A 17,448-nucleotide genomic window follows, 5' to 3' on the forward strand; every position below is an offset into this window, starting at 1 on the left:
CCTTGTTATTTGGCTAAGAATAGCCCACTCAATCTTTTTTAACCACAAAAAGCAGGTTGGATAATTCCTAATTTATTGCAACCGCAACAGATCTGAATTGATCAGTATTGAAAATATTAGAATTTGTGGAAGTTTTTGTATAAACAAAAGGCCGTCTGAAAACCTGTTTCAGACGGCCTTTAAACCATTATGACGGTATCTGTTTATGATTGGTCGATGCTTTTATCCAGTCCTTGGGTCAGGCCGTTGATGTCGCCACCATTCAATCCCAACTCTTTCAAGAGACCGTCAACCAACGGGGCTTGGCTGCGGTAGCGCAGGGCGCTGTTGACCATTTGGTCTGCAAGGCTGGCTTGTGTGGTTTGGCCGTCTGAAGCACCTTCCGCGCTGTTTGCACCACCGGCAAAGCCACCTAGACCATTGACTTGCAAGATTTTGATGTCTTCGATTTTTTCCATTGGGCGGACGGATTCGCGGATGATGTCCGGCAGGTGTTTTAAGAGGGCAAGGCGGACTTGCATTTCAACCTGTTCAACGCTCAGGACGTTGGCAGCTTCGTTCACAGCGCGGGTACCTTCTGCATCAACCTTGTATTGTTGCTCTTGCGCTTGCGCCAACAGAATTTTGGCATCGGCCTCACCTTTGGCTTGAAGGCGTTGTTTCTCGGCTTCGGCTTCGGCGGCGATACGCACGGCTTCAGCGCGGTCTTGTGCAGCTTGTTTTTCAGCTTCAGCGGCGACGGTGAGCGAAATCGCATCTTTTTGCGCGGCTTCTTCTGCGGCAATCAATTCAACCGCTTTGGCACGCTCGGCGCGTTCGGTTTCGCGTACGGTAATCACGCTCTCTTCTTCGCGAACGGCGGCGGCGCGGGCTTTGTCGGCTTCGGCCTTGGCTTCGGATTCGGCACGCGATTTTTCGGCAACGGCGATGGCGCGGTCTTGCTCGGCCAATTCGATGGCTTTGCGGCGTTCAACCTCGGCCTGCTCAACGGCTTGGGCTTTTCTAATGTCTTCGTTTTTAATGTCGCGTTCGGCGGCAATGCGTTTCAAATCCACTTCGCGTTCAGCGGCAATTTTGGCTTCTTCCGCTTCACGTTTTTTCTGAGATTCTTGCTCGGCAATGCTGGCCTCTTGTTCGGCACGGCGGACGGCAATCTCACGCTCTTGTTCGAGTTTGGCGTATTCTTCTTCGCGCGAGATTTTCAGGCGTTGCTGCTCGGCTTCGAGGTTTTTGGTTTTGATTGCCAAATCGGTGTCTTGTTCGATTTCGTTACGTTTTTTGCGGCGGCCTTCGATGGTTTCGGTCAGTTTGGTCAAACCTTCCGCGTCAAAGGCGTTTTGCGGGTTAAAGAACTCAAAGCTGGTTTGGTCGAGGCCGGTCAGGGAAACGGTTTCGAGTTCGAGACCGTTTTTGAACAAGTCTTCGCTCACGACTTGTTGTACTTTCTGGACGAAATCAACACGTTTCTCATGCAGCTCTTCCATCGCCATTTCGGCGGCAACAGCACGCAGGGCGTCAACGAATTTACCTTCGACGAGGTCTTTCAACTCATCGGGAGACATGGTTTTCATACCCAGCGTTTGTGCGGCGGTCGCAATGCTCTCGGCGCTGGGTTTAACGCGGACGTAAAATTCCGCCATTACGTCAACGCGCATACGGTCGCGGGTAATCAGCGCTTGTTGGGCAGCGCGGCGCACTTCAAGGCGCAGTGTATTCATGTTGACGGGGATGATTTCGTGCAATACGGGCAGCACCATCGCACCGCCGTTCATGATGACTTTTTCACCACCAAAACCGGTGCGGACAAACGAGACTTCTTTGCTGGCGCGGCGATACAGACGGGTCAGGATGAGACCGAGTACAAACAGCGCGACGAGTATGACGCCGGCGATAGTGCCGATGGAGACCAAATTCATGGTTTTTCCTTTCTTCTTGTTAATATGCCTTTGGGGGCGGTGGATTCAGAAGGCTTTGAGAGAAAGAGGCCGTCTGAAAGGGTTAAAAATATGGGTTGAAATAATAGGAGTGTTCTAATTGTTATTTCAAATTTCTAGATAGTGAGGATAGGGCGGTAAAGTATCTATTTTTCCCGTATCGATAAATCAGCGGTTTCAGACGGCCTTAATCTACCAAGCTGCCGCTCGGATTCAAAATCGCTTTAAATGTATTTCCGTTCAACGACACCAGTAATACCGCATCTCCTTGTTTTAATACATCTTCAGAGTCAGGCTCTACCATCACATAATGCTGTTGGCCGTAAGCATCTTTCACGCGCACCTGCGCCGCATTGCCTACCCGAGCTTCGCCCAATACCACCGTGCCGACGCGGCCGATTAAACTTTCTTGCGAAACGGCAGTGGTTTCATCTTTCGGCATAATTTTGTACAAACCGCTAGCCGTCACCCGTACTAAGGGCAGGGAAAGAAACCAAACGATGACTGCTGCCAGCGTGCCATTCAGATAACTGCCGAATACAGTGGCAAAGGCCGTCTGAAACAGATAACCCGTCAGTCCGTATACGGCAAGAAACACCACCATCAACATCAACACCGGGATACGTCCGACATACAGCCAGCTCAGGAAACGCACGAATATGCCTGCATCCGCCACATCCAATCCGACCTCGGCGTGCGCGGTTTCGGTCAGACTGTCGGGCAACAGGTTGTCCAGCCAGTCGCTGATACCGCCTGCCAGCATGGAAATGACTTCCAACACACCGAGCAAAACCATCAGCGCAATGGCAATGCCGAAGATTTCAGTTTCGGGGGCGTTGATTAAATTCCACATATTGCATTTCCTTATTCTTTTTAATTTTCAGACGGCATATATTTTATTTTAAAGTTAAGCCGATTGGATATGGGTATTTTTATTAATTTGTCGTAACTGACAGGATTTTTCCCAATTCGGCATCTTCTTGTTATTGAGGTGTGTATGGTTTTCTTTTTTCAGACGGCCCCGTGAAGATAGAGGCCGTCTGAAACCGAGATTTTCTCAATATGGCTTATGATTTCGCTTTTAATGCTGCCAATCTTTCGGCAATGCGGTTGTTGCGGCTTAAGTCTTCCAGTTCTTTCAGCTTGGCTAACTGCGCCGCATCGGTGCTGCTGTGTACTGAGTTTTGGCGACCCATCACACGGTCGAAAGCTTTGCCGCTTTTTTCGGCATCACGGGCGATACGGTTGAGGTCGCTGCCGTTGCCTCCTGCCGCTTTGCCTGCGCCCACGCTTTGCTGTGCGGCACGCCAATCTTGCAACTGCTGCTGCATCTCGCGTTTTTTCGCCTGCAAGGCGGCGATAAAGCCTTCGAGCTCTTTTTCTTGTGCGGCACAATCGGCAATGGTGTTTTCCAAAACAGGCAGACGCGCTTCGATGTCCATTTGTTCGGCGATACCCGCTTCGGCAAGATCATCGCGACCGGCATCTACGGCAGCTTGCAGATTGGCATCGATGGCTTCGTGACGGTTGCTCTCGTCTGCCATTTTCTTGGCGGCAAGGTGTTTCTGCGCCAACACTTTGCCTAACTCAGCACGAACTTCATCTACTGCGCGCTCGATTTCGCGGATACTTTCGTTCATTACCGTTTCAGGCGCGAGGTTTTCCGCCGCATCAATCAGGGCATGAAAACCGCCGCTTACCAGACGGCCTACTCGGCGGGATAGGGTTTCGCTCATTTGGATTTTCCTTTCACTAAAATGTGTTTGTTTCATTTGGTATGGAGGCAGCCTTAAACTTCATTTGCCTGCTGCACAATCTTCGCCAGTTTCAAAGTATTTTCAAGCTGTTGCAACACGGTATCGTCGTATGCCGCGCCTTTACCGGTTACGGCGAGTTGCAGGATGCTGTCGGTCAGGCGGACGATGCGCCACATCAGTTCGCGCTCGTATTTTTTCAAATCGTCGAGGTCGGCTTCTTCGGGCAGGTCGGCTGCAAGCGTCGCACCCAAGTCGGGCAGCTGCTCAAACAATCTCGCTACGATATGCGAATGCACTCCGGCCTGTTTTTCAGCGTGCAAGATTTCATGTTTTGCCGCTTGGAAAAATTGCTCCTGCGCCGTCAGTGCAGAGCTGTAATCGCGCGTTTGCGTATGCGCCAAGCGCGCCAGCTTGAGCAGTTCGCGGATTTTTTCAGACGGCGTATTCGCTCCTTCGATTTTGAGTTCAGCAATAAAATCAGCATCTTCCTGAGTGATGCGCACACTAATTGGGATACGGTTCGTTGCATTCATATTCGTTTGCTTTGGTTTGTATTCATTTGAATACAAATATACAAGATGAGATTCTGAGGTGCAATACCTGAAACCGTATATTTATGTAAACATCAGACCGTCTGAAACTTGATTTTCGGTTTTCAGACGGCCTTTTCCTTTATAATCCGTACATTATTTTCATACACACAGCAGGTTCTCCATGTCCAACAAACCCACACTCCTTCTCGTTGACGGCTCTTCTTATCTTTACCGCGCCTATCATGCTATGGGACAGAATTTGTCTGCGCCCGACGGTGCGCCGACTGGGGCGATGTATGGCGTGTTGAACATGCTGCGCCGGCTGCGGGCGGATTATGTGCACGATTATTGCGCGGTGGTGTTTGATGCTAAGGGCAAGAATTTCCGCCACGAGATGTTCCCCGACTATAAGGCGACGCGTCCGCCAATGCCGGACGATTTGCGCTCGCAGGCGGAAGCTTTGCCGGATTTGGTGCGCCTGATGGGCTGGCCGGTATTGGTGATTCCGCAGGTGGAAGCGGACGATGTTATCGGCACTTTGGCTAAGATGGCTAGCGAAGCAGGGTGGAACGTGGTGGTATCTACCGGCGATAAGGACATGGCTCAGTTGGTGAACGAGCGTGTGACGCTGGTGAACACGATGAGCGGCGAAACGCTGGACATTGAAGGCGTGAAGGAAAAATTCGGTGTACGCCCCGACCAAATCCGCGATTATCTCGCACTGATGGGCGACAAGGTGGACAACGTGCCGGGTGTGGAAAAATGCGGCCCGAAAACGGCGGTGAAGTGGCTGGAAGCCTACGGCTCGCTGGCCGGCGTGATGGAACACGCTGGCGAAGTCAAAGGCAAAGTGGGCGAAAACCTGCAAGCCGCTTTGGAACAACTGCCGCTGTCGTATGAGTTGGTAACGATTAAAACCGATGTGGACTTGCACACCGAGCTTTCAGACGGCCTCGAAAGCCTGCGCCGCACTTCGCCGAAATGGTCGCAGCTTGCGGTCGATTTCAAACGCTGGGGCTTCCGCACTTGGCTGAAGGAAGCAGAAAGCCGTATGCACGAAGCGCAAAACACAGATTTGTTCGGCAGCGAGCATATCGGCGAACAGGCCGCATTGGCGATGGAAACACAGCCGGAAAAACAACCCGAACTTGCCCCAGCCCCTGAAAAACTGGATTATCAAGCCGTTACCACCGAAGCGCAGTTTGCCGCTTTGTTGGACAAACTGGCTCAGGCGGAAAAAATCGGCATCGATACAGAAACCACGTCATTAGACGCGATGAACGCCTCACTGGTCGGCATCAGCATCGCGTTCCAAGCAGGCGAAGCGGTTTACATCCCCGTAGGACACAGCCTGACTGCTGCGCCGGAACAGCTTGATTTACAAGACGTATTAGGCCGTCTGAAACCGCATTTGGAAAATCCCGCCCTGAAAAAAATCGGGCAAAACCTCAAATATGATCAACACGTTTTCGCCAACTACGAGATCGCCCTAAACGGCATTGCCGGCGACGCTATGCTCGCTTCCTACATCATAGAGAGCCATCTCGGACACGGTTTGGACGAATTGTCCGAACGCTGGCTGGGCTTGGAAACCATTACCTACGAATCGCTGTGCGGCAAAGGCGCGAAGCAAATCGGTTTTGCCGACGTCGCCATTGAGCAGGCGACCGAATACGCCGCCCAAGACGCAGATTTCGCCCTGCGCCTCGAAGCGCACCTGCGCGCGCAGATGGACGCCAAACAGCTTGAAATGTATGAAAAAATGGAGCTGCCCGTCGCGCAGGTATTGTTTGAAATGGAACGCAACGGCGTACAAATCGACCGCGCTGAACTCGCCCGCCAAAGTGCAGAACTCGGCGCCGAGCTGATGAAGCTCGAACAAGAAGCCTACGCCGCCGCAGGCCAGCCGTTCAACCTCAACTCGCCCAAACAGCTGCAAGAAATCCTGTTCGACAAAATGGGCATCCCCACCAAAGGCCTGAAAAAAACCGCCAAAGGCGGCATTTCCACCAATGAAGCCGTGCTCGAACAGCTTGCGCCTGACTATCCATTGCCCAAAATCATCCTACAAAACCGCAGCCTGGCGAAGCTCAAATCCACCTATACCGACAAGCTGCCCGAAATGATTTCCCCCAAAGACGGCCGCGTGCATACTACCTATGCCCAAGCCGTCGCCATTACCGGCCGCCTCGCCAGCAACAACCCCAACCTGCAAAACATCCCCATCCGCACCGCCGAAGGCCGCCGCGTGCGCCGCGCCTTCACCGCACCGCAAGGCAGCGTTATCGTTTCCGCCGACTATTCCCAAATCGAGCTGCGCATCATGGCGCACCTCTCCGGCGACAAAACCCTCATCGCCGCGTTCCAAAGCGGCGAAGACGTACACCGCCGCACCGCCGCCGAAGTATTCGGCACCGCCTCCGAAAACGTCTCGTCCGAACAACGCCGCTACGCCAAAACCATCAACTTCGGCCTGATTTACGGCATGGGCCAATACGGCCTTGCCAAATCATTGGGCATCGACAACATCTCCGCCAAAAACTTTATCGACCGCTACTTTGCACGTTATCCCGGCGTCGCCGAATACATGCAGCGCACCAAAGAACAAGCCGCCGCGCAAGGCTTCGTCGAAACCCTGTTCGGCCGCCGCCTCTACCTGCCCGACATCCACAACAAAAACGCCAACGCCCGCGCCGGAGCCGAACGCGCCGCCATCAACGCCCCCATGCAAGGCACCGCGTCCGACCTCATCAAACGCGCCATGATAGACGTATCCCGCTGGCTTTCAGGCGACCTCCTGCAAAGCAAACTGATTATGCAGGTGCATGACGAATTGGTGTTGGAAGTACCTGAAGCAGAGCTGGATTTAGTGAAAGAAAAACTGTCGCAGATTATGGCGAAAGTGGACGAAGGGATGTTGAACGTGCCGCTGGTGGCAGAAGTGGGCGTGGGTATGAATTGGGAAGAGGCACATTGAGATAGTATGGTGGTTAACAGATTGTTTTGAGAAAGGAATAAAGTAATGAGTGTTCAAGATTTAATTGACGACAGTGTAGAGTTATTCAATAAGAAAAAATTTGACGAAGCGATTGAGAAGCTGAATCAGGCTTTAGATAAAATTGAAGATAAAAATAGCCAAATTCAGGAGCAAAACGATATTCAGTTTTTGCTTGGCCGTTGTTATTTAGAGCAGGCGAAGAAAGCCAAAGGCAAGGATTCGGAACAGTTGTTTGAGCAGGCAGTTAAACATCACCAACAGCAATTGAGGCTTGCCGAACAGCTGGAAGATAAGCAAAACAGCCTTCAAGAACAAATCTATGCCGAATCTTGGCTTAGCCACTGCTATTTAGAGCAGGCGAAGAAAGCCAAAGGCAAGGAGTCAGAACAGTTGTTTGGAAATGCAGTTGAGCATTTCCAACAATCATTGGAATTTGCCAAACAGCTGGCAGACAAGCAAAACAGCCTTCAAGAACAAATCAATGCCCAATATTGGCTTGGTCGTTGCTATTTAGAGCAGGCGAAGAAAGCCAAAGGCAAGGAGTCAGAACAGTTGTTTGGAAATGCAGTTGAGTATTTCCAACAATCATTGGAATTTGCCAAACAGCTGGCAGACAAGCAAAACAACCTTCAAGAACAAAACAATGCACAATTTGGGTTAGGCAGCTGCTATTTTGAACAGGCGCTAAAAGCCAAAGGCAAGGAATCGGAACAGTTGTTTGGAAATGCAGTTGAACACCACCAGCAGCAATTGAGGCTTGCCGAGCAGTTGGAAGATAAACAAAACAGCCTTCAAGAACAAATCTATGCACAATCTTGGTTAGGGCGCTGCTATTTAGAGCAGGCGAAGAAAGCCAAAGGCAAGGAATCGGAACAGTTATTTGAGCAGGCAGTTGAACACCACCAACAGCAATTGAGTCTTGCCGAACAGCTGGAAGATAAGCAGAACAGCCTTCAAGAACAAATCGATGCCCAATCTTGGCTTGGCCGTTGCTATTTTGAGCAGGCACTAAAAGCCAAAGGCAAGGAGGCAGAACAGTTATTTGGACGGGCAGTTGAGCATTTCCAACAATCATTGGAATTTGCTAAACAGCTGGCAGACAAGCCAAACAGCCTTCAAAAACAAAACAATGCACAATCTTGGTTAGGCCGTTGTTATTTCGAACAAGCCATAATTCAAAAAAACTGGGAAAGATATTTTGACTGGAAAAAACAGAAAATACAGGGAGATTTATTTGGAACTCAAAAAGAAAAAACAGTAATAGACGACATTACTACCATTCTGGCAGTTTTAAATATCCCGCCTATGGAATTAGGGTCAATTCCTCTTGCCCATTATACTTCGCCCTCAGTATGCGAAAGATTATTCGGCATTGTTAGTGATAAAGCCGATGATAAAGTTCCTGTTGATAGTAATAAGGTTAGTCCGATGAGAATTGGCAGCTCCACTTATATGAACGACCCGACCGAAGGGGAAGGGCTGTTGGAGTTGTTGAATCTGCAGGATTTGGAATTGGAAAACAAGGCTGACTGCCCTGTCCATAATGCTTTCTTTACCTGTTTCTCCAGCCGCGTCAACGATTTGAACCAGTTCCGTTTGTATGGCAAAGAAAATGGAGTAGAAGCATCGGGCTGCTGCTTGGTATTTAATAAAAACGGAGATTGGTTGAAAGAGCCTGATATTTCTGCTTCGTTCGGAGGTTTTACAAACAAACAGAACGAAGGTTTAAAAGAATTAGCGAAGGTAGATGTAGCGGGTTTAGAAGATGAAAGCCTGCCACTTTATCAGGTGGCTTATATCGCTTATTACGATGAATATGTTGCTGAAGAGAAATGTAAGAAATGGTTGATGAATGAGAACAACCAAAAATTCGGCATTCGATTAAAGCCTGTAGGAAAAAATCCAAGTTTGTATCAATTGCGTATCAACAAGCTTGAAGAAGCGTTGATAGAGTTAATGAAAAAATCTAATAATATCAGCGATGAAGATAAAAAAGCTTTGGAATATATCCGTTATCTTTTTAAAGATTTCGCTTTCCGCGATGAGGAAGAATTCCGTCTGCTGAAAATCGAACAAATCGGTTCGGACAAAATCGAATATTGCAAAACCACAAAATCCGTCTATCTGCCTTATGCCGATATACGCGATATTGTGGATGAAGTGATTTTGGGGACGAATTACGAAAAGAGCGGAAAAGAGCGCAAGGCGGAAGTGTTTCAGCATTTGATGCGGAAATATTATCCAAACGTTAAAGTTTCCCGCTCGTCGTTGCCAATTAATGCCAATCCGCCGATTAAAAAAGATTAATCAATTGAAGGCCGTCTGAAAAATCCCTAAACATTTTCAGACGGCCTTTTTTCTATGCCGATTCTCTACATTCTATTCGCCGTATGCTTTTGTTCTCGGCCTTTTGTCTCTTTTTTTCATGAATAATGTTGCTGGTGTTACAATCGGCATATTCTTATTGTTATCAAACAGGTGTTTCATGCAGTTTTTTGGCCTGCTTATTCCTATTATGATTGGCTATTTTCTTGATGAGATGGCCACGGGCGTGATTATTGGGTCGTTGTTTTGGCTGGTTGCTTGGTCGATTGCCAAACAGCGTCAAGAAGAGCGTTTGGCTGAATCTGCTACGGCAGGCGACAGGATGCAGAAGCTGGAGCAGGAAATCGAGCTGCTGAAACGGCGTTTGTCGGTGTTGGAGCATGAGGCTGTCCGTGATGAGGCGAAGGTAGGGCAGGGGCTTGAGGCTCGGGCTGTTGCTGATGTTCAGACGGCCTCTGAGCCGCTTCATGTTCGGGTTGAGCCTGAGGCGGAAGCTGCGCCTGTTAAGCAGAAAATTGAAGAGGCATTTGCTCCTTCTTTTTCTATACCTATTAATCCTGTTTCTGCCAAGGCTGCTGCTTCGTCTGAGCCTGTTGTGGAAGAAGTTGTCGAGGCGTTTGCTCCGGTTGCTGCTGAACAAGCAGGGCTGCCTAAGGAAGAGGCTGTTGTTGCTTCGATGCCGTCTGAAAGCGAAGAAGCGCCATCGCGTCAATTCGTTATCCATAAAGATAAGGTGGAAGTCGGAGAGTATAAGTTTTCCGACAATCCGATTGTTGCTTGGTTCTTGCGCGGTAATCCGCTGTTGAAAACCGGTATTGTGGTGCTGTTCCTCGGCTTGGCGTTCCTCTTGCGCTATGCCTCTGAGCGGGTTCATGTGCCGGTGGAGCTGCGTTATCTGACTGTGGCAGGTGCCGGTTTGGCGGCGGTGGTCGGCGGCTGGAAGCTGCAAAGCCGTAAGCGTGAATATGGCTTGGTGTTGCAGGGTTTCGGCGTGGCGGTGATGTATTTGACGGCGTTGGCTGCGTTGAAACTGCATCCGCTGCTACCTGTGTCGGTCGTGTTCGGGCTGATGGTGGCGATGGTTGCGCTGATGGCGTGGCTGGCGGTAAGGCAGAATGCGCAGATTATGGCGCAGGTTGCTTTAATCGGCGGTATGGCCGCGCCTTTGCTGACTTCAGACGGCAGCGGCAATTATTTGGTGCTGTTTTCTTATCTCGCCCTGCTCAACGGCGGTGTGGCGGCGATTGCTTGGTTTAAGGCATGGCGTCCGCTGAACCTGACGGGTTTTGCCGCTACTTTTGCCATTGCCGCGCTGTGGGGCATGCGAAGTTATACGCCGCAACATTTCGCCACTACCGAGCCTTTCTTGATTTACCACTGGCTGCTCTATACCTTTATCGCGTATCTGTTCGCACGCCGTAAGCTGACGGAAAACAGCGAAGACAGCGTTACGCCGATTGCCGACAATGCGACTTTGGAAGAAATCGGCAAGAGTATTTATACACACGGCCTGCGCGTGCATGTCCTCGACCATACTTTATTGTTTGGCACGATGGCGGCGGCGTTCGGCCTGCAATACCGCATGGTGGAGCATTGGCCGTCTGCGGATGCGCTTTCCGCATTGGGTTTTGCCGCTGTTTACGGACTGGCCGCGCTGCTGCTGAAACGTCAGCAGGGGCTGTATATTTTGCGTCAGGCGTTTTTTGCGTTGGCGGTGTTGTTCCTCACGATTGCCGTTCCGCTTTATTTTGAACCGAGCAATACGGTCATTTTGTGGAGTGCCGAATCCGCACTGGTTTATTTCTTCGGTCTGCGCCAACAGCGTCCGCATATCCGTTTGGGTGCGCTGATTGTTTATCTCTTGGCGGCACTGATTCAGTTGGGCAATTATCAGGGCTTCGGCGCTGATACCGTTCTGGAAGGGCAGTGGTTTACAACGGTTGTGGTGTTGCTTGGCGGAGCAGCGATTTACTTGCTGTGGTATTTCTCGCGTCGCGAAGGTTCGGCGCAATGGGAAAAATCCGTTCAGACGGCCGTGTTGTCGGCCGCCTTGCTGTACATCTCTATTTTGCCTTTGCTCTTCTTGGCCGACCAAGGCAGCATTGTCGCTCTTTCCGCTTTGGCTGCGGCGTGGGCATTCTGCCGGCGCAAACACGAGCCGAATGTATTTATCACATTTGCCTTGGGCAATGTATTGTTCGCCCTGTTGCTGCAAGCCGGTATTATTTATGAATCCCAAGGCTTCCTGAGCCATCTGTACCTTATTGCCGCTACGCCTTTGCTGTTTGCGGCTGCCTACGCGCTGCAATATCCGCGTGTGCCGGTTGCAAGCGAAAAACCGGAAGGAAACGAGGTTTACTTTGCGCAGGTTTCAGGCTGGATCATCCTGCTTACAGCGTTGGCGACAGGCAGCTACGCCCTTTATATGCAATGGACAGGCGAGGAAACCCTGTTTATCGAGTTGTGGATGTGGCCGATATTTGCCAGCTTACTGCTGTTTGCAAAACGTTTGAAATGGGAAGAGTTGCTGCAGGCAAACTTGGCATTCCTGCCCGTGTTTGCCCTGCATTTTGTCTTCTACCATACCGAACACGCATGGACAGCCGCCGCAGCCTTGCCGCTTGCCGCCGCTACCGTGTTGAACTTCATCATTCTGAACAACTATCCGCGCCCTGATCTGATTTGGTTGCACAAACTCAATATCACGATACTCGGCATACTTTGGACGCTGTGGACCGCGCTGTATGTCGGCGGCCTCCTCTCCGGCGTTTGGACTCAGCTTTCATGGCTGGTCGTGCCTTTGGCAATGTGGATTGTTTTCCATACGCAGCGCCAACGCGCATTTTTCAGACGGCATCAAACCATTTATCAGCATTTCGCCTTGCCGTTGTGCGCCCTTGCTGCCGCCTGGTGGATGCTGTGGACCAACTTCTCCACGCCGTTCCAACCTGCGCCGTTGCCGTATATTCCCGTGCTTAACCCAGTAGAACTCGCCAGTGCCGGTATGCTTTGGTTTGCCCTGAAATCCCTGCCCGAAGCCTTGCCGCCCGACCTTCGCCGTACCACGGTAACCGCAGTCGCCGCCTTGGCATTTATGCTGATCAGCGCGGGCGTGATGCGCGTATGGCATTTCTACGACGGCATCACTTGGCGTCTCGACATCATGCTCCAATCCTTCGGCCTGCAAGCCAGCCTCTCCGTCGTGTGGGCAGTAACCGCCATCATCTTGATGGTACTCGGCAACCGCCGCAAACAGCGTTCCTACTGGATGACAGGTGCGACGCTGATGGGCATCGTAGTCGTCAAACTCTTCCTGATCGAGCTTTCCAACAGCGGCGGTATCGCGCGCATCGTCTCCTTCATCATCGTCGGCCTGTTGCTGCTTTTGGTCGGCTGGTTTGCCCCCGTTCCGCCCAAAGCAGAGAATGATGGCGAACACAAAGCCTAATCATTAACTTCAAATAAAAAGGCCGTCTGAAAAAAGCAGCGTTATCTGTTTTCAGACGGCCTTTATTTTTTAGAAGGTGCCATCTGCTTTGTTCTAGAATGTCTAATCGTATTGAGTTATGATGCCTTTTAATATATAAATGGATAAGCCGTAGGCCGTCTGAAAAAACGAAAACGGGTGCAACCCGAATATTCACATACCACGCATGATGCGCCCGACAGACTGACCATGGGTGGACATATAAAGATAAAAACCGCTACCGAAGGAAATAGAAAATGCCTAACCGCAATGAGCTTCCCTTAATTTATTCTTGTTCCGGATGTTCCGATGTGGCGCAGCTGGCCAACAACACTGCCGTGGCGCTCGACCATGCCGGAGAATTTGAAATGTCGTGCATTTCCGGCGTGGGCGGCAAAGTCGCACCGTTGGTACGCAAAGCGCAGTCCGGACGGCCGATGTTGGTTATTGACGGCTGTCATCTGCATTGCGCCAAATCGTGTTTGGAAAATGTGGGCGTTGAAATCTCGGAAGGGCATCATGTGAAACTATACGAACTGGGCTACAAAAAACGCTTTGGCAAAAGCTATGACGAGGCTACGGTAGAAGAGGTTTATCAATATGTTTTGACGAAGAAGAAAGATACCTTCAGCAGCTAAATGCCTTGATTTGCGATTGTTATTTAATATGAAGGTATGATTTAAAAGTGGTTTGAATGTAACAAAGGCCGTCTGAAAACGGATAGCAATTTTGAGCTAAAACGTTTTCAGACGGCCTTTATCATTCCAAGCCTTCTAATTTTTACATCTCTTCCAATTTCGCAAATTTGGTATCCAGCTCTTTTACGCCCTGTTTGCCGAAATTGATGGTCAGTCGGGCGGATTCGCCTTTGTCCACGGCGTCGATAATCACGCCGGTGCCGAATTTGGCGTGGCGGACGTTTTGGCCGATGCGGAAGCCTGCGTAGGTTTGCGGCTGTTTGTAGTCGTCGATGATTTTGTCCCGTTGTACGGTAGTTTGGCGTGTGTTGCTGTAGCTGTCGTAGGCGGTTTTTTTGACGGACAGGTAGTGCAATACTTCGGGTGGGATTTCTTCGACGAAGCGGGAGACGATGCCGAATTGGGTTTGTCCGTGCAGCATGCGTTGTTGCGCCATGGTGATGTAGAGGCGTTTGCGGGCGCGGGTGATGGCGACGTACATGAGGCGGCGTTCTTCTTCGAGGCCGCCGCGTTCGGCAAGGCTCATTTCGCTGGGGAAGCGGCCTTCTTCCATGCCGGTGAGGAATACGGCGTTGAATTCCAAGCCTTTGGAGGCGTGGACGGTCATGAGTTGGACGGCTTTTTCGCCTGCGCCTGCTTGGTTTTCGCCGGATTCGAGGGCGGCGTTGCTCAAGAAAGCGAGGATGGGGAAGGCGGGGTCGTCTGAAATGTTTTCGGGCAGGGTTTCAAAGTTGCTGTCTTCGGGTTTGAACTCGATGGCAGCGTTGACAAGTTCGTCTAAGTTGTCGAGGCGGTCTTGGTTGTCGCCTTTTTGGGTTTTGTAGTGTTCGGTCAGGCCGCTGTCTTTGAGGATGCCGACGATAATTTCGGACAGGGGCATTTGTCCGACTTGGTTGCGCAGGGCTTCAATCAGGCGGACGAAGGCGGCGATTTTGGCGGCTTTTGCGCCGGCATTGCAGGCTGCCTGCCAGAGGGTGATGCCTTGTTCGTTTGAGGCCGTCTGAAGGTTTTCGATGGTGCGTGCGCCGATGCTGCGTGGTGGGAAGTTAATCACGCGTAAGAGGGCGTTGTCGTCGTCGGGATTGACGGCGAGGCGTAGATAGGCAAGGGCGTGTTTGATTTCTTGGCGTTCGTAAAAGCGCAGGCCGCCGTAGATTTTGTAGGGGATGCCGCTGCGGAACAGGCTTTGTTCGATGACACGCGATTGGGCGTTGCTGCGGTAGAGGACGGCGATTTCGTCCAAATCCCAGCCTTCTCGTTCGAGGGCTTTGGTTTCATCCACGATGAATTGGGCTTCTTCGAGGTCGGTAAAGGCGGAGTAGTAGCGGATTTTGTCGCCTGCTTCGGCGTCGGTGCGCAGGTTTTTGCCGAGACGTTCGTCATTGTTTTCGATGACGGCGTTGGCGGCGGCGAGGATGTTGCCGACGGAGCGGTAGTTTTGTTCGAGTTTGACGGGAGCGTCGATGTGGAATTCTTCCATTAGCGCGGTCATGTTGCCGACGTTTGCACCGCGGAATCGGTAAATGCTTTGGTCGTCGTCGCCGACGGCAAAGACGGCGGCGTGGTTGCCGGCAATCAGTTTCAGCCAGGCGTATTGCAGTTTGTTGGTGTCTTGGAACTCGTCGACCAAAATATGGTTGAAGCGGTTTTGGTAGTGTTGGCGCAGGATTTCGTTGTTTTGCAGCATTTCGTAGCTGCGGAGCATGAGTTCGGCAAAATCGACCACGCCTTCGCGTTGGCAGATTTTGTCGTATTCGGCGTAGCACTCAATCATGCGGCGTGTGTGCGGATCGGGCGCGCTCAAGACGGAAGCGCGCAAGCCGGATTCTTTTTGCGCGTTGATAAAGCCTTGCAGCGAACGCGGCGCGATGATTTCTTCGGCGATGTTGAGGCTTTTGAGCAGGCGTTTGATGAGGGAAAGCTGGTCGCCGCTGTCGAGGATTTGAAAGGAAGACGGCAGACCGGCGTCGCGGTGGTGCAGCCGTAGAAAGCGGTGGCAGAGGCCGTGGAACGTGCCGAGCCACATGGCGCGGACGTTGACGGGAATCATCGCGCCCAAACGGGTCTGCATTTCTTTGGCGGCTTTGTTGGTAAACGTTACCGCCATAATGCTGTGTACGCTGGCTTGTCCGCTTTGCAAAAGCCATGCGATACGCGTGGTCAGTACGCGTGTTTTGCCGCTGCCCGCGCCCGCCAAAACGAGGGCGGATTGCGGCGGCCAGGTTACGGCGGAGAGTTGTTCGGGGTTTAAGCCTTGCAGGAGGTTGGGGGCGGATTCGTTGGGAAACATGAAGAGGCCGTCTGAAAATAAATGGGAATGCGATATTTTAAAGGAAATACAAAAGGCCGTCTGAAAAGATGTTTCAGACGGCCTTTGTGTTGGAAGCCGATTAGAACGGACGTACTTCCAAACCGAACATACGGCGCGCGGTATTCAGCATTTGGCAGCTGAAGCCCCACTCGTTGTCGTACCATGCGAACACTTTAACCATTTTGCCTGCGGTTACTTTGGTCAGCGTAGAGTCAAATGTGCTGGCTTGGGTAGTGTGGTTGAAGTCCATAGAAACCAGTGGCAGGGTATTGTAGGCCAATACGCCTTTCAGACGGCCTTCTTCGGAAGCGGCTTTCATCAGCGCGTTGATTTCTTCGGCGGAAGTGTCGCGGCCTGCTTGGAAGCTCAGGTCAACCAGGGAAACGTTGACGGTCGGTACGCGGATGGCGAGGCCGTCGAGTTTGCCTTTCAGGTCCGGCAATACCAAACCGACGGCTTTTGCAGCACCGGTTTTGGTCGGAATCATGTTTTCCACGCCGCTACGCGCACGGCGCAGGTCTTTGTGGCGTACGTCGGTTACGGTTTGGTCGTTGGTCAGCGCGTGGATGGTGGTCATCACGCCGTTTACGATACCGATGTTTTCGTTCAACACTTTGGCCACGGGTGCCAAGCAGTTGGTGGTACAAGACGCGTTGGAGATAACGGTCATGTCGTCGGTAATCACGTCGTCGTTTACGCCGTAAACGATGGTTGCGTCAACGTCATCGCCGCCGGGAGCGGAAATCAGTACTTTTTTCGCGCCGCTTTCCAAGTGGATTTTGGCTTTCTCTTTGCTGGTGAACGCGCCGGTACATTCCATTACCAGGTCAACGCCCAATTCGCCCCATGGCAATTCGGCTGGGTTGCGGGTAGAGAAGTAAGGGATTTTTTTGCCGTCGATGATGAGGTGTTTCTCATCGTGGGAAACTTCAGAGTTGAAGCGGCCGTGAACAGTGTCAAATTTGGTCAGGTGGGCGTTGGTCTCGATGCTGCCGCTGGCGTTGATGGCAACGATGTCGAGTTGGTCTTGCAGTTTGTAGTCGAAAATAGCGCGCACTACTTGGCGGCCGATGCGGCCGTAACCGTTGATGGCAACTTTGATACCCATGGCTTTTCCTCTTCTTTTGGGTTTGGGTTGTGGATTGAATGGCGGCAATTATAGCAAAAATGTAGTGCTGTGTAATTAATGTTTTATTGAAATTTTTTGGTTTGATTATTTTTAATTGTAGATGATTAGAGTAGAAATACAGGTTTAAATTTAATGTTATTTTATATTTTTTGAAATTTTATTTTTATTAATTCCATTTTTTGGTGTTTTATGTCCGTTTTAAATCATGGTAATGAAGGAAACGGGAAAAGGCGGATTGTTTTTGTTTATATTAAACGGAATTTGAGTGTGGCTTTTGATTACAACATACAACAGTGG

10 protein-coding genes are annotated in these 17,448 nt (G+C 50.9%); 4 read left to right on the top strand and 6 right to left on the bottom strand.

The features are described from left to right. Positions 1–203: 203 nt before the first annotated feature. From ACTHTS_RS06205 to ACTHTS_RS06220, 4 genes are all read right to left on the bottom strand, one after another. Positions 204–1,916 (bottom strand): flotillin family protein, encoded by a 1,713-nt coding sequence (locus ACTHTS_RS06205; protein ID WP_296115620.1) that lies wholly within the window; start codon positions 1,914–1,916, stop codon positions 204–206. Positions 1,917–2,121: 205 nt separating this feature from the next. Further along, the gene (locus ACTHTS_RS06210) at positions 2,122–2,787 is read right to left on the bottom strand and encodes a YqiJ family protein (RefSeq protein WP_440369535.1); all 666 of its coding nucleotides are present in this window, start codon (positions 2,785–2,787) and stop codon (positions 2,122–2,124) included. Between the two features lie 214 nt (positions 2,788–3,001). Beyond that, positions 3,002–3,670 (bottom strand): PspA/IM30 family protein, encoded by a 669-nt coding sequence (locus ACTHTS_RS06215; RefSeq protein WP_440369536.1) that lies wholly within the window; start codon positions 3,668–3,670, stop codon positions 3,002–3,004. A gap of 53 nt (positions 3,671–3,723) precedes the next feature. After that, entirely contained in the window at positions 3,724–4,224 is a 501-nt protein-coding gene (locus ACTHTS_RS06220) for a hypothetical protein (protein WP_049344991.1), read from the bottom strand. A 181-nt stretch (positions 4,225–4,405) separates the two neighbouring features. Between ACTHTS_RS06220 and polA the strand changes: the two genes are divergently transcribed. From polA to ACTHTS_RS06240, 4 genes are all read left to right on the top strand, one after another. Continuing rightward, positions 4,406–7,201, top strand: a complete 2,796-nt coding sequence (gene polA / locus ACTHTS_RS06225; protein ID WP_440369537.1) for a DNA polymerase I — start codon at positions 4,406–4,408, stop codon at positions 7,199–7,201. 45 nt (positions 7,202–7,246) lie between these two features. Beyond that, positions 7,247–9,529, top strand: coding sequence for a sel1 repeat family protein (locus tag ACTHTS_RS06230; RefSeq protein WP_440361223.1), 2,283 nt, complete (start codon positions 7,247–7,249; stop codon positions 9,527–9,529). Positions 9,530–9,707: 178 nt separating this feature from the next. Continuing rightward, positions 9,708–12,995, top strand: a complete 3,288-nt coding sequence (locus ACTHTS_RS06235) for a DUF2339 domain-containing protein (protein ID WP_440369538.1) — start codon at positions 9,708–9,710, stop codon at positions 12,993–12,995. Positions 12,996–13,270: 275 nt separating this feature from the next. Then, positions 13,271–13,651, top strand: coding sequence for a putative zinc-binding protein (locus tag ACTHTS_RS06240; protein ID WP_440369539.1), 381 nt, complete (start codon positions 13,271–13,273; stop codon positions 13,649–13,651). 142 nt (positions 13,652–13,793) lie between these two features. Here ACTHTS_RS06240 and uvrD read toward each other — a convergent pair whose 3' ends face one another. Next, positions 13,794–16,001, bottom strand: coding sequence for a DNA helicase II (gene uvrD, locus ACTHTS_RS06245; protein WP_440369540.1), 2,208 nt, complete (start codon positions 15,999–16,001; stop codon positions 13,794–13,796). A 100-nt stretch (positions 16,002–16,101) separates the two neighbouring features. After that, entirely contained in the window at positions 16,102–17,130 is a 1,029-nt protein-coding gene (gap, locus tag ACTHTS_RS06250; RefSeq protein ID WP_003682614.1) for a type I glyceraldehyde-3-phosphate dehydrogenase, read from the bottom strand. Positions 17,131–17,448 lie beyond the last annotated feature (318 nt).

The sequence above is a fragment of the Neisseria sp. P0019.S003 genome (genome assembly GCF_051957115.1).
Taxonomy (GTDB): domain Bacteria; phylum Pseudomonadota; class Gammaproteobacteria; order Burkholderiales; family Neisseriaceae; genus Neisseria; species Neisseria flavescens_D.